The sequence below is a fragment of the Psychrobacter sp. CX97 genome (assembly GCF_057396285.1).
Genome location: NZ_JBXYJE010000004.1, coordinates 49,819 through 64,539 on the forward strand (window position 1 = coordinate 49,819; position 14,721 = coordinate 64,539).

General features: G+C 36.7%; 9 protein-coding genes. 7 read left to right on the forward strand and 2 right to left on the reverse strand.

Translation table 11 applies throughout. The features are described 5' to 3' along the window. The first annotated feature begins 3 nt into the window (after window positions 1-3). The 7 genes from AC2SLL_RS04385 to AC2SLL_RS04415 all read left to right on the forward strand — a co-directional run bounded on the left by AC2SLL_RS04385 (window position 4) and on the right by AC2SLL_RS04415 (window position 9,620). Entirely contained in the window at window positions 4-1,140 is a 1,137-nt protein-coding gene (locus tag AC2SLL_RS04385; RefSeq protein WP_486530471.1) for a glycosyltransferase family 4 protein, read from the forward strand. Between the two features lie 14 nt (window positions 1,141-1,154). Continuing rightward, window positions 1,155-1,763 (forward strand): sugar transferase, encoded by a 609-nt coding sequence (locus AC2SLL_RS04390; protein WP_486530472.1) that lies wholly within the window; start codon window positions 1,155-1,157, stop codon window positions 1,761-1,763. Between the two features lie 4 nt (window positions 1,764-1,767). Next, window positions 1,768-2,844: a GNAT family N-acetyltransferase gene (locus tag AC2SLL_RS04395; protein ID WP_486530473.1), complete on the forward strand. Its 1,077-nt coding sequence runs from the start codon at window positions 1,768-1,770 to the stop codon at window positions 2,842-2,844. A 384-nt stretch (window positions 2,845-3,228) separates the two neighbouring features. Further along, entirely contained in the window at window positions 3,229-3,888 is a 660-nt protein-coding gene (locus AC2SLL_RS04400; protein WP_486530474.1) for a NeuD/PglB/VioB family sugar acetyltransferase, read from the forward strand. Window positions 3,889-3,988: 100 nt separating this feature from the next. Next, window positions 3,989-5,059: a DUF4184 family protein gene (locus AC2SLL_RS04405; protein WP_486530475.1), complete on the forward strand. Its 1,071-nt coding sequence runs from the start codon at window positions 3,989-3,991 to the stop codon at window positions 5,057-5,059. A 569-nt stretch (window positions 5,060-5,628) separates the two neighbouring features. Then, window positions 5,629-8,253 (forward strand): right-handed parallel beta-helix repeat-containing protein, encoded by a 2,625-nt coding sequence (locus tag AC2SLL_RS04410; RefSeq protein WP_486530476.1) that lies wholly within the window; start codon window positions 5,629-5,631, stop codon window positions 8,251-8,253. A gap of 164 nt (window positions 8,254-8,417) precedes the next feature. Further along, entirely contained in the window at window positions 8,418-9,620 is a 1,203-nt protein-coding gene (locus AC2SLL_RS04415) for a DegT/DnrJ/EryC1/StrS family aminotransferase (RefSeq protein WP_486530477.1), read from the forward strand. A 253-nt stretch (window positions 9,621-9,873) separates the two neighbouring features. Here the strand turns inward: AC2SLL_RS04415 and AC2SLL_RS04420 are convergent, their stop codons facing one another. Together AC2SLL_RS04420 and AC2SLL_RS04425 are read right to left on the reverse strand one after the other, a co-directional pair. Further along, entirely contained in the window at window positions 9,874-10,941 is a 1,068-nt protein-coding gene (locus AC2SLL_RS04420; protein WP_486530478.1) for a hypothetical protein, read from the reverse strand. Window positions 10,942-11,122: 181 nt separating this feature from the next. After that, entirely contained in the window at window positions 11,123-14,539 is a 3,417-nt protein-coding gene (locus tag AC2SLL_RS04425) for a UDP-N-acetylmuramoyl-tripeptide--D-alanyl-D-alanine ligase (RefSeq protein ID WP_486530479.1), read from the reverse strand. Window positions 14,540-14,721 lie beyond the last annotated feature (182 nt).

Consider the following 14,721-nt stretch of genomic DNA (forward strand, 5'->3'; position numbering starts at 1 on the left):
ACTATGAAGTTTCTAATTATCGCAAGCTATCCTGTCTCACTCCTTAAATTCCGTGGTGCATTGATCAATGCCCTTCATAACCAAGGTTTTGAGATTCATATAGCAGCACCTGAGTTTGACAACTTTCCGAAGGAGTTCCAGAAGCTTCAAGCACTTGGTTATATAGTGCACAATATACCAATGCAGCGTACTGGTACTAATCCTATTAATGATGCCAAAACATTAGCCGCATTATATTTTTTAGCAAAGAAAATTAAACCCGACTATGTAATGAGCTATACCATAAAACCTGTTATTTATGGAACGATCGCATCGTGGCTTGCTAAAGTACCAAACCGCTTCGCATTAATCACTGGACTCGGTTACGCATTCCAACAAGTAGAAGAAACTGCAAAACGTAGTAAGTTACAAAAGCTGATACATAGTCTTTATAAACAAGCGTTATCTAAAGCTGATAAAGTGTTTTTCCAGAACCCTGACGATTTGCAGCTTTTTAAGAACCTAAATTTAATTTCATCAACTACCTCTGTCGCACTTGTTAATGGATCAGGAGTTGATGTTATGGAATATGATATTGCACCGCTTCCATTAAAAGATGATAAACCTAAGATTAGGTTTTTATTAATAGCTCGACTGCTCGGCGACAAAGGTGTTAGAGAGTATGCTGAAGCATCTAAAATTATTAAATCTAAATATCCGCAAACCCAATTTGACTTAGTAGGCTGGATAGATGAAAACCCTGATGCTATACAGCAGCATGAGCTCGATAGCTGGGTAGACAATAAGATATTTAATTTTTGGGGTAAGTTAGATGATGTAAAACCAGCCATTGCAGCTAGCTCAGTTTATGTATTACCTTCATACCGAGAGGGTACTCCTCGCACAGTCCTAGAAGCTATGTCCATGGGTCGCCCTATTATTACCACTGATGCACCGGGTTGTCGAGAGACTGTTATAAATGGCTATAATGGCTATCTCGTTGCTATTAAATCTGTAGATCAATTAGCGATAGCAATGGAGCAGTTTATAAAGCATCCAGATTTAATAATTTCAATGGGAAAAGCCTCTCGTCAATTAGCAGAAAAAAAGTTTGACGTGCATAACGTGAATAAATCTATGCTTACTGAAATGGGATTATAATAATAGGTAACTCTATGCTAAAACGCCTCTTTGATATTACTGCCAGTTCGGCAGCTCTTGTACTGCTCGCTCCTGTATATACGGTAATCGCATACAAAGTTAAGAAAAATCTCGGCTCGCCCGTTTTATTTCGCCAAACTCGTCCAGGTTTGCACGGTGAGCCTTTTGAAATGATTAAGTTTCGCACCATGAGAGACGCAACAGACGATCAAGGACACCCCTTACCTGACAGCGAGCGTTTGACCGAATTTGGGAAAAAGCTACGCGCTACAAGTTTAGATGAGCTGCCTGAGTTTTGGAACGTGCTAAAAGGAGATATGAGCTTAGTAGGCCCTCGTCCCCTACTTATGCAATATGTGCCTCTTTATAATAAAGAACAAGCACGCCGGCATGAGGTGCGTCCTGGTATAACAGGCTATGCTCAAGTAAATGGTCGTAATGCTATTAGTTGGGAAGAAAAGTTTAAATTAGATACCTGGTATGTCGACAATCAATCATTATGGTTGGATCTAAAAATACTGGTTAAAACCATAAAAAAAGTAATTGTTAAGGATGGTATTAATCCCGAAGGAGAAGATGAGAATCTTCATTTTTTTACTGGTAGTAATTCTGAGGATGAATAAATAAATGATTGAAGATGTATTAGTAGACTTTATACCCATTGGTGATATGTGGGACAAACAAATCCAACAATACTCTTTTGATGTTTATCATTTATCAGGATGGTTGCTGGCTTCCTCCCTAATCGATAAGGGAACTCCTAAAGGGATTAAAGCTGAGTATAGGGGCAAAAAAATCCTTATGCCTTTTATAGCAAGAGATCTTGGGAATGGCTACTGGGATGCGACCTCTAGCTATGGTTATGGCGGTCCAATAATCGATGACTCACTCACGTATGACGAGATAAATATAATTTTAGAGCAGATACAGTCCTTTTTGTTTAATGAAGGCTGCATTTCATTATTTAAAAGACTACATCCACTGCTTAATAAGCAATGGAATGATAACATTACTGTAGGTCAAACATTGACCCATGGCCAAACATTAATCTCTGACTTAACAAAATCAGAGGAAGAGCATGAGAGTGAAACTTCAAGAAGGCATAGACGAGGTATAAAAAAAGCAATTAAGAATAATGTAGTATCTACAATAGAACAGTTTTCAGAAGAGAATATCCCAATATTTTCTCAAATATACTTAGAGACCATGGACAATGCGAATGCCTCAGAGTATTACTATTTTGACAATAAGTATTACTACTCCCTTAAAGATAGCCTTCACGATAGACTAAAGCTATTTATGGCATATCATGAAGGCAAGGCAATAGCAGCTTTACTTTGTACACATTGTAAAGAAAATGGAATCATTCAAGCCCATTTAGGTGGTACATTAAACGAATATAAATACCTCGAACCCTACAAGTTGCTTATATATCAAGCAAGAGCTTGGGGACGTGAAAATAATTACAAGGTACTACATTTTGGTGGTGGCGTGGGTGCACAAAAAGACTCAATATATGACTTTAAAAAAGGGTTCAGCTCTCAGGAGTATGAGCTGTATTTTAAGACATATAGGCTAATTATTAACCCAATGAAATATGATGATTTAGTTCAATGTGCCAACCTTACATCAACGTCAGAAAATTTAAACTACTTTCCTTTATACAGATCGGAAAAAGCCAATATTAAATTGGAAGAAACCTAAGATAAAACCTTACTTTATAGTTGCTAAAAACTGATTGCCTTAGTCACAGAATACTTTTATTTATTTTTCAGTGATTATTGGGTTTGATATTAAAATAATAACTTATTGATGGTTTTTCATACGTATAACGTCAACTCTTTAAATCATATTTAATTTTTTATTAGTAATCAATTAATATTCTCGGATTTTACTCATGTTGTACACAGATTACTATCAATTAGACTATAACATTAACACAACTAAAACCAAATTAATGTAATAGGGAATTAAAAGTTAATTAGGCTAAGACCTTAGGATTAAATAAATTGATACATATATCTAATAATGGTAAACAATTGATTCATTACGGAATTTCATTTTTATTATCAAATATGCAGACAAGCCATGAATAATATATTTGCTTTATACGGTGCTGCTGGTTGTGGTCGTAGCTTAATGCCTTCGGCCATTAAACAGCTTAAGCTTTCGGGCAATTACCATGAAAATAAGATTATCTTTATTGACGATGCTTATAAGGAAATAACGGTTGTTAACGGATATTTGACTATGAACTATGCTATGTTTGCAGCTTTAGATACACCTAACAAATCAGTCCTTATTGCCATTTCAAATAGTCTAATACGCCAGAAGCTGGCTGAAAAATTACTTAAAGACAATATATCAATGTGGACGGTTATCGATGATACTGCTATCGTGATGGATGAGGTAAATATCTCATCAGGTGCTGCACTCAGTCCATATGTAACGATCGGCTCTAATGTTAGCATTGGCAAATGCTTCCATGCCAACCTATATAGCTATGTAGAGCATGACTGCATAATTGGCGATTTTGTTACCTTTGCACCAAGAGTAAATTGTAATGGAAATATCCATATCCATGATCATGCTTATATAGGTACTGGTGCAATTATTAAAAATGGAAAACCTGATCAACCAATCATTATTGGAAGAGGCGCTATTGTAGGTATGGGTGCGGTTGTGACTAAAAATGTACCAGCAGGTGCTGTTGTCGTAGGCAACCCTGCCCGTCCATTAATTAAATAACCCTCAATTAAAGAAATAGTAATAGCTTATATTTTCGATTATTTAGCTATCACAAAAGCTTAATTTCTATTTCTTCTACAATTTCATAAAAAAGAGATTTATGGCATATACACTCGCTCACATGGCTACTGCTTTGCCTTTTTATCGTAAAAATACGCCAACCCATAGTCTACGTTGGCTAAACTTCGAAGCCATGTTAATAGGCTCTATGATGCCAGATGTGCCTTACTATGTTGGTAACTTGTTTATAAATTTTGCTAGTGATGAGAAGGCATGGGTAACCTCGCATGATTGGATAAGCTTATTAACTTATTGCTTACCATGGGGATTGGCGTTATTTGCTTTATGGCAGTGGTGGCTTAAACCGGCACTATTGGGGCTCATAAACCCTTTTTTATACCCCTCTTTTATTTCGCAATCTTTAGTTATTAAAGAACCCACTAAGCAAAATATTACTAATATCCAGCAGAGTCGCGAATGCAACATCGATTTTTTGCCTGTGAATAATACGAATATTAAAGTAGGCAGCAGGCCTAAAACAACGCATAGTATAAATATTCAGGAAGCTCAACCTATTATTCTGAGGGCTTTGTATTGGTTAAGCCATCATTTTTTGCCCGTTGCTACCGCCCTCGTCTTCGGGGCAGCTACACATTTAATATGGGATGGTATTACCCATCCTGATGGATTTATCGCCAACCGCTTTGATTGGCTACAGATTTGGATAAGTATACCTCTATTAGATAATATCCAGCTGGCTCGTTTTTTGCAGTTTTTTACCTCAGTAATTGGAATAGCTGCTTTAATACGGTTTACTAGTATTCTTTTTTTAAAACAGCGAAAAAAGAACTTATCTACGCTTAACTCTTTAAACAAAGTAGTTAATAACAGTACCTCAAATCCTAACTTAAAACAATTGCAGCGATTTAACCCTCCGCATCTACTACTTAGTAAAACCCAAAGCTTATTAATTATTGGGTTTATAGCTATAACTTCTATTATTATAGGGCTTCGAGAATCACTTAGGTTTTATCCCCTTTTTGTCAGTCAGCCTTATTCGTTTGCCGCACAAGTACTCATACGTTGGTTACCTAAAACCGCAGTAATAGTGTTTTTTTACACCCTACTTTTTCATATAATATATTGGTTTAATCACTACCGCCGAATTTAAGCCGAAATTCACAGTCGCAAAGTCTTGCACCGCTAATACAGTCTCCTAAAGTTTTGTAGAATGCTTCTCATTACAAAATATAAATTGGCTAAATGTGTACTCTAGCGAGATCTCTACAATAGTGAGGCGCTCATCTAGAGTACAAACCATTTAGGTATGACTAAATGTTGATTTTTTCATGACGAATTCTCCTGCTATAGTTCTATCAGTGAGTGTCTACTTTTATTATAGTACTCATTGATACTGAATATTAACAAAAATACCAAATACGTCATCTAGAGTAGTAATAGAGATAGAAATTGAAAATACAATAGGTCTAAGTTTTTAAATTATATAGGCATGTCATCACTCTAAATTATTTAGAATATCAACAGTGAGTTAAATAGACTAAGTCTAAAATAATAATTTATCTTATAGTTAATCAAGCCATGAATAAAACTGAAAACAAACCTGTTTTATATTTAACTGTCATTATTAAGTATTAAGTATACTTTATACTTTAATAAACATTTATAACAAACATATTAAATGGTTAAAATAATGCGAGCATTATCAGACAAGGAAATTATATGATCCCGCCTATCTTAGACATCATTCCCCCTAATCAAAAAACCCCTTTGGTTATACAGGTTGGTAAAATACAAACTATACCGGTACAGAAAAACTCTAAATTTTTTATCCCTGAGGACTTAGACCTTTTTTCTAAAAAAAGGAATTCTGTACGTGAAGATGATGATCTGCTAATATATAAAGATGATGAAGTTGTTTTCCGTTTACAAGATTACTTTAACCAAACTGAAAACTCTGAAGACTCAGTATCATTAACTGGTGTTGATGCTAACGGTCAATTTTATAATTTTCTAGTAGATGAGACTGGGTTAATATCAGAAGCACCAAGTACTGAGTCCATAGAGTCCCTAGAAACTACTAGCTATACACCCTGGGTATTTTCTGGGGCGGCCGCCGCCATTGGTACATATAGCTTAACAACTGTTAGTGGTGACGATAATGATGATGCTGTTGTCATCCCCGAACCTAGCAAACCTGTTCCTGTTGATACTGTTAAACCTCCTACCAATGAAGATCCTAGAGTAAACAACGACGACACCCCTAAAGTCATTACGGACAATGACACTACCAACGATACTACGCCTGATAAAATTACAGATATCTATGACGATGAACTGGCGCCTGTTGTTCCTGTTGTTAAAGATGAGGAAAAAATAGCAACGGATAGTGACGATAATGATGATGCTGTTGTCATCCCCGAACCTAGTAAACCTGTTCCTGTCGATACTGTTAAACCTCCTACCAATGAAGATCCTAAAGTAAACAACGACGACACCCCTAAAGTCATTACGGACAATGACACTACCAACGATACTACGCCTGATAAAATTACAGATATCTATGACGATGAACTAGCGCCTGTTGTTCCTGTTGTTAAAGATGAGGAAAAAATAGCAACGGATAGTGACGATAATGCTGTTGTCATCCCCGAACCTAGCAAACCTGTTCCTGTCGATACTGTTAAACCTCCTACCAATGAAGATCCTAAAGTAAACAACGATGATGTAATAAGTTATATTCCTGAACCCCCAACTGATCTCATTATTGATGTGAAAGCCTCAGAATATGGTGCAAAAGGAGATGGTAAAACAGACGATACCAAAGCAATTCAGAAAGCAATTGACTATGTAGCAGAGCTTGGAGGTGGTACGGTTGTGATTCCAGATGGTCATTATATGGTTAATGCTGACTCTATGCTAAATATGCGTAGCAATGTAACTGTTAAAATGAATGATAATACGATCCTTGAAGTAATACCCAATGGTTCTGATAGATATAGTTTATTTTCATTCTATCTTGTAGAAAATGCTCATATTAGTGGTGGTACTCTTGTTGGTGACCGTGATACTCATCTTGGCACCACTGGGGAGTGGGGAATGGGGGTACGAATACTATCCTCAAAAAATGTGGTAGTTGAAAATGTTACTGCTAAAGATTTTTGGGGCGATGGTTATTATATAGGCTGGGGAGGAGTGACTAAAGGATCTAGTGAGAATATTGTCTTATATAATGTTGTTGCAGATCATAATCGTCGTCAAGGAATCAGTATTACAGAAGGTAATGATATTAAAATATTAAATTCAACTTTTAAAAATAATAGAGGCACGGCACCTGCAGCTGGTATTGATATTGAGCCAAACGATAACCAAACTGTAACCAATGTAGACATTATTGGATCTACGTTTATTGATAACGCTGGAACTGGTATATATCTTACTGAAGGTGCTCTACGAACCAATGTGGAAATTAGTAATATTCGTATTGAAGGAAATATTTCTAAAGGTAATGCAAAAGGTAGCCTTATATTATACGGTGTAAGTGACAGTCAAATTACTAATAACTTTCTCTATGCTGAAGACAGCAAACCAGTTGGTATTAGAATTAATAAACAAGGTAAAAGAATATTTATTAGCGACAATCTAGTTGTTAATGGTTTAATTGATGATCATTCTGGAGTTAATACCATAAATATTATTAAAAATAACACTGTGCTTTCTAAAGAAGCATATTACTCGACTTTGTATGATTCAATTGAATCAAATCTAAAAAGCTCGAACAATACTATTGATAACTTTAATGCGGCTATTCTATCTGATAAAGATTATTACGTGTCAGATAATGATATATTTACTATTGAAAATCATTCTTTAGATAAAAATATGTTGAATCTTTATCTAATGGGTAAAGATAAAGCTATAAAGGCTATTGGTAATGATGAAGATAACGTTATTATAGGTAATGTAGGTACCAATATTATAAAAAGTGGTAATGGCAATGACGTATTAGATGGAAACAAAGGCAATGATACTTTGACCGGAGAACAAGGTGCTGATACTTTTCTTTTCCGAGCTGAGCTTAGTAAAAACAACTTGGATACCATTACTGACTTCAGCCGAGAAGAAGGGGACAAAATTGGTTTGAGTAAGGCTATTTTTGGTAAGCTAAACGATAATTGGTTCACATCAGATCCGAATTTAATAGACGCCAATACACGTATTATCCAAAAAGGAGATGCGTTATACTTTGATGCGGATGGTTCGGGAAGTGCTTATAATCAAATACAATTTGCGATAGTAAATGAACCCCTTACAGAGAAAGACTTTGTTATTAACTTAGTTTTATAAGAGAGTTTTTTAAAAATAATTTCATCTAATTCAATTGTTTATTTATAATTATTCAGCAACATTAAAAATAATTCATTAGACCCAGATTATAATAATTTTTGATAATTGTGCTTTAAAATATCTAAAGTATTTTCTACTGGTCTAATTAAAAGAAGGTTTTAATAATGTTAAATACTAAATTCTCGCCTTGGCCAAGCTTTACTCAAGAAGAAGCAGATGCCGTCAGTCAGGTTCTACTCTCTAATAAAGTTAACTATTGGACAGGCAATGAAGGTCGCGAATTCGAACGAGAGTTTGCTAAGTTTGCTGATAGCAAATATGCCATTGCAGTGGGTAATGGTACTCTAGCCCTGGATGTTGCTTTAGAGGCTTTGGACTTGCAACCAGACGATGAGGTTATCGTTACGCCGCGTACCTTTATTGCTAGCGTTTCTAGTGTCGTTAATGCTGGGGCAAAGCCTATATTTGCTGATATTGACCCTGACAGCGGTAATATAGCCCCTGAAACAATTGCTGCTGTTATCACTGATAAAACTCGGGCCATTGTTTGTGTCCATCTAGCAGGTTGGCCTTGTGATATGGATGGTATTATGGCATTGGCTGATAGGCATAACCTATTCGTCATAGAGGATTGTGCACAAGCCCATGGCGCTCGTTATAAAGGTCGTAGTGTGGGAAGTATCGGTCATATTGGGGCATGGAGTTTCTGCCAAGATAAGATCATGACCACTGGCGGTGAAGGGGGAATGGTTACTACCAATGATGAGACACTGTGGCGTAAGATGTGGGCGTTTAAAGACCATGGTAAAAGCTATGCTGCCGTTTATGAAAAAGAGCATCCACCCGGATACCGCTGGTTACATGAAAGCTTTGGTACAAACTGGCGCCTAACTGAAATGCAATCTGCTATTGGTCGTATTCAGCTTAGATATATGCCTGAATGGACCAAAAAGCGCACGGTTAATGCGCACGCTATATTGCAAGCCTGTAAACCATGGGAAGCCAAAGGCTATTTGAATGTTCCTGTTATGGAAGAAACCGAAGGCTTTACAGAATGCACGCATGCTTACTATAAGCTATATGTTTATGTAAACCCTGATAATTTGCCAGCAGGATGGACACGTGATCGTATTATTACGCAGATAAACGAACATGATGTGCCCTGTTATTCTGGTTCAGCATCTGAGGTATATTTAGAGAAAGCTTTTGATAATACCGGATTACGCCCAGACCCAAGGTTACCGGTTGCGAAACAGCTTGGCAACACCAGTTTAATGTTTTTGATACATCCAACGTTAACAGAAGATGAGATTAAACAAACCGTTGAAGCGATTCATGCTGTATTTAACGATATGGATAGAAGATAAGCAAGGAATAGTTGTGTAGTATGAAGGATAGATTAGAAATAGTAAGCCATGCCTAATCAGTGAATACCCAATCAGGTAATGCATTAGCTGATTGGGCTAATTGTATAAATGTTCAATAACTCTACCACTAACCTTGAAACATGGTTTCCTTGTGTATCGTGTAACTAAAGTATACTAAGTTAACTTATGAGGAACGATTAGTGTTAGTCAGTAAAAAACTCTTTAAAAAATACTAAAACTTCATATTCTACTATCATAATTCAATCGCCAAAAACTGACGTAGCTCATCTGACTGTTGACTAACCAGGCGTTTTTTATTAACCGCACGTTTTAGCGCTGTCCAAATATCTTTATTTAACGCTTTATCACGTTGGTCTGCTTCCCGCCAGCCATAAATGTTCCAACCTTTTTGCTTCGAAACGCTGATACTTTCAGCATGGAGCTCTTCAAACAATATAGCAATAAACTCAGTTCCTAAAGCTTTATCATCGCTCACAACTGTCTTACCATTTAGATATTTTTGTTGTTTCATATCATTAGTAAGCATCATTTCTTCGTCATCATCTAATAGCTTAAATAACCTGACCCACATCGTACTCGCACCATAACTCTTGTCCATGACTTGTAAGAGCTCTGCACGATTTTTTGGTAAAGGAGTATCTACACCAGCTCCTACACCTTCAGCTAACAAGGACTCCGACCAACGCGCTAAACCTTCAGTCAGCCAGCCTTGTTTGAACATCATATAACTGTTTTGATAAAGGTGGAATAACTCATGTGCAGGGGTATTGTTTTTATGCGCAAAAACCTGATTGCTTACTTTCATACTAATAAAGCAATCAGGCGTACTCAAATTATTATTAGTTGTTACTTCATCATAAGCGATACCATAAGCTCTATTGGCAGGCGCTATGGTTACCGTTATAAATTTAGCGTTCTGATAGCGTGGGGCTGATAACGGCGGTTCTAATTTTAATACGCTTTTATATAGCCTATCTGCTATTACTAGTTGTTTTTGAATATCAACGACTTGCTCAGCTGAGGTTATGCGTGTTAACTCTTGTTCGACATCTTTATCAGTTTCTAGTGAGAACTTAAAAACATTTTGATTAGGTTGACTGGGGTATTTAAAAAATGCTCTGGGACGGTTAAGCTTATAACAAATACCTGCAGAGTTTATCAGTGCTGTCATAGAAGTAAAACTACCGTTATTATCAGATATATTCCAACTAGCTGCTGCGCTTGAATTCATAGGTTGTAAAGCTGTAATAAAAGCAGAAAGAACAAAAACTGTGCGTTTGTCTGGTAATTTCTTCAACATGGTTATTTCCTTTTAAGTCAAGAGATAGGGAGGCATATTCGCATTTTAAAAATTTTCAGTATTTTTAGCGATTTTCATATTTACATAATTTGCTTAGATTATTTAAAACAAATTTTTATATTCTCTGCATATAATTCATCGCTAATAAAGCAGTAATGATCAGAGTAGTAACTACTATATACTAGTCCAAGAACAACTTATTTAAACCAATACCATGAGACGCTTTAATCAAAATATGATCATTTTCTTGTATTAGAGCATCTAACTGCGTGGCAAGTTGTTTACTGTCTTGAAAATAGTGAACGGGTACTCCACTCTCTTTAAGTTTTGTGGATAGCTCTTGGCTCAACTTACCCACAAAAATAACCGTTCGGTAGCTCATACCTTGAATGATAGGTGCTAAATCTATATGATATTTCTCACTATTATTGCCCAGCTCCAACATATCCCCCAAAATCAAAAGTTTTTGACGGTCAGGCACATTAAGTTGTTCAAACGTTTGTAGTGCGGCCTTCATAGATAACGGGTTAGCATTGTAAGCCTCATCATAAAGCGTGATAGGTTTATTTTGATACGACAATGATACAACCTTGCCCCTTCCAGACACCGCTTCAAATGTTTCAAGTATAGCAATTGCTTCCTTAATAGATAGATTAAAGTGGCTGGTAACTGCTAGAACAGCCATAGCATTTACCACCATATGCTGACCCCGAGCCATCAAACTTAATGTATATTTTTGATTATCAATCGCGATTATGGCCTGACCTTTTGACTCGGTATTTTTTTTCTTATCGTTGAGAGATAGTGATTTATTTTGTGTATAGCTAAGCAGTTTAATTGTCGAGTCTTTATGTACGCCATAACTGATGACTTTAAGCCCTTGAATATGAGCACAACGTTCAATCAAATCATATTGGTCAATATCTCGGCAAACCACAGCAAGTGAGCCTGGCAACATACCTTCAAAAATGCGCGCTTTTTTTAGCGCAATATTTTCTAAGTTATAGTGGTACTCAAGATGGGCGGGAGCAATATTAGTAATTAAAGCCACATCAGGGCGAACTAAATCAGTGTTTACAGCCATTGAGCCAATTGCCATCTCCATTACCCAATAGTTAACCTCCTGAGACATAGAAGCTAAATTCCATGCAATGCCTGCTGGCAGATTAGCGCTGGATTTCGTATAATCAGCACCACCGAACTTATCTAATGTATGCGCTAACATACTCACTGTCGTTGTTTTACCAGCACTCCCAGTGACACCTATTACTTGACCCTTTAGAACTTGCCTAGCATACCGACCGATATCAATAGTTGCCTCCCGTACGTTACCAACCTTTAGTACAGGCACACCAACATCTTTGTATTCAGTTTCATCGTCTGTAATGATTGCGGATGCCCCTTTTTTAACTAATGATACAACGGCAACTTTAGGCAAATAACCTGTTTTCATGTTTTTGCCACGCGCCACCAGTAGCTGTCCCTGTTTAAAACTAGGTGACCAAATGCAAAGCCCTGTAGCTTGCCACTCTGACTGTGGGGGTTCTAGCCATCTACCTTTAGTCGCCTTTTGTAATGAATGACCCGTTAATACTGGTTTGGATGAGACTAATTGCCTATTAACATCTCGACATGTAACATCTCGACATGAAGCTAGCTTCGGATAAGTTGCCGTTTTTATGAAGGTATTGTAAGCAATTAGACCAGATAAATAGTGTTCCACATCATCAATTCGTACTCTAAAAGAATGATGACGAATAAAGAAACCATGCAAAATACTATTTGGGGCTTTATAAAACATGGCCACTTCAGGAAAGAAGAATCCATTCATTAAGTAGTTTGCTCGAATATTCAGCGCCTGATAAAACCCTTGGATATCAAAGCCATCTAATATATCGTGAAACTCTGGATACTCATCTAATTTCAAAAGCATGTTATGAAATGCCATCGATAACTCTAATAAAGTGGGAAAGGTAGTAATACGATTTTTGATAAAATCGGTGTAGCCCTTAATATTATCGACGGCAAACTTAAAGTACTTCTTTTCAGGTTTATAAATAACCAGTTCATTTGAACAATAAGATAACCAATGGTCATGTGCCCGATAATGCTTGGCCTCAATAAAATAGTCAAACGCTCGGATAACGCAGTTGAGCCAACGATCATCCCTCGTAAGTCCATATAATCGCATTAAAGCAAAGGCAGCTTCTCCATCATAGTATATGATGCGGTTTTTTTGTTTGAGGGTTAAATCTTTGCTATGTAAGACATGTACAAAGCTACCATCCTCTTGTTGCATCGCAAGAATACCTAGTGCTAATTTCTCAGCCAATGTATGGTATTGAACGGTAAAAGACGTATCTTCAAAGACCTGTAAATACTTGACCAATGCCAAGATAGCGACCGCATTTGCACCTAGTTTGATTTCTCCCCCTGTATCGATAACGTACGCTTTATCGTCATACAATTGAATCAGTTCATGAGTTAAGTAATACATCGCCTTATCGATTTGTGCCTGTATTTCTTCTAAAGCAAATGCTAAAGGCAACCCTAAGGACGATTTCGAATCACTGCTTGAGTTTGAACTCACTTCAAGACGACCAAAAGCCTTACAGGCTTCATAGCCCTCAATCAAGGCGTAGGTGCTACTGGCATGGCGTAGGCTGTTGTATGTATTGATGCTGCGATTAAAACATGGAAAATAGCCGTAAGTATATTGACCCGATGGATTAACTTGCTTGGCTAAAAAAATGCTGGCCTGCTCAATAATTGGCGCCGTGTTATCAGTCGATAAAGGCAACATACGACGCCTACCCTTGTTACGTGGTTGCAGCTCCAGAATATGAAACTCATCCGTTACTAGATTGATAAAGACCCCTGCTGTATTAAAACTAACGACAGGTAAGTCATCTTGAAATTCTGGAATTTGACTACTGCCATGGCGAGCTCTTAAATATACCTTTAGGTTATTCTCATTAACGCCTGCATGAGCAACTTTATGACCCTGATACAAACACGCATTGGCATTGAGTTCCATTTCAGTCGCAAGTAACCAAGGCTCACGTATACCTTGAAAAGCAATACCTGATCGATAATAATTACGCTTAAACCGCTTCAAGCTGTCCTTAAACCCGCCCCATCTCATTGGTGTTATTTGGTTTAACCACTCAAGTCTTAACCAAATGATAGGCGACTCAAATTTAGAGGATAGCGTGTGTAGTTTTTTAGCTACTATTGGCAATATTTGTTCAAACTTTATAAAACCATTGCTATACTCAAGATTGGCCTCACAGATACCTTGTCCCTGATTATTTAACTGTCTAACAGTTACTAAGTCATCAATAATGAAGGTTACCGTTTTAGCTCTTTTATAACCATCAGATACCGACAAGATAAAAGTGCTAGGCAGTGTATGTAACGTTGCATCTAGAAAGTCGTTATCCTTACGGTTATTAAGTACAAACTGAGTAATACGCGTTTGCACCCAGCTCTCATAAATGTGAAAAAGATTTTTTTCTAAATAGCTTACTACATCAATAGAAGTTGACTGATTAACTACTGGATATTCATGAGTTTTTATACTTTTACTCTTGGTCATTCTTATTGCCTTCTTAAGCTGTTTTACTTATATTGTCATTCACTGATAATGATACTACCGTTTAAAACCTTAATAACAATAAAAATTTTATAAGTTTATCTTAACTGACATTCAAATTTAGTCTAACAGTAACCCTTTTATGATATAACGAGATAAAGGCATACATCTATCATCTCAGAATT

What these genes read in the sequence shown, in the direction of transcription:
- AC2SLL_RS04410 (WP_486530476.1), top strand. Translation starts at nt 5,629, where the DNA reads ATGATCCCGCCTATCTTAGACATCATTCCCCCTAATCAAAAAACCCCT.
- AC2SLL_RS04385 (WP_486530471.1), top strand. Translation starts at nt 4, where the DNA reads ATGAAGTTTCTAATTATCGCAAGCTATCCTGTCTCACTCCTTAAATTC.
- AC2SLL_RS04415 (WP_486530477.1), top strand. Translation starts at nt 8,418, where the DNA reads ATGTTAAATACTAAATTCTCGCCTTGGCCAAGCTTTACTCAAGAAGAA.
- AC2SLL_RS04390 (WP_486530472.1), top strand. Translation starts at nt 1,155, where the DNA reads ATGCTAAAACGCCTCTTTGATATTACTGCCAGTTCGGCAGCTCTTGTA.
- AC2SLL_RS04420 (WP_486530478.1), bottom strand. Translation starts at nt 10,941, where the DNA reads ATGTTGAAGAAATTACCAGACAAACGCACAGTTTTTGTTCTTTCTGCT.
- AC2SLL_RS04405 (WP_486530475.1), top strand. Translation starts at nt 3,989, where the DNA reads ATGGCATATACACTCGCTCACATGGCTACTGCTTTGCCTTTTTATCGT.
- AC2SLL_RS04425 (WP_486530479.1), bottom strand. Translation starts at nt 14,539, where the DNA reads ATGACCAAGAGTAAAAGTATAAAAACTCATGAATATCCAGTAGTTAAT.
- AC2SLL_RS04400 (WP_486530474.1), top strand. Translation starts at nt 3,229, where the DNA reads ATGAATAATATATTTGCTTTATACGGTGCTGCTGGTTGTGGTCGTAGC.
- AC2SLL_RS04395 (WP_486530473.1), top strand. Translation starts at nt 1,768, where the DNA reads ATGATTGAAGATGTATTAGTAGACTTTATACCCATTGGTGATATGTGG.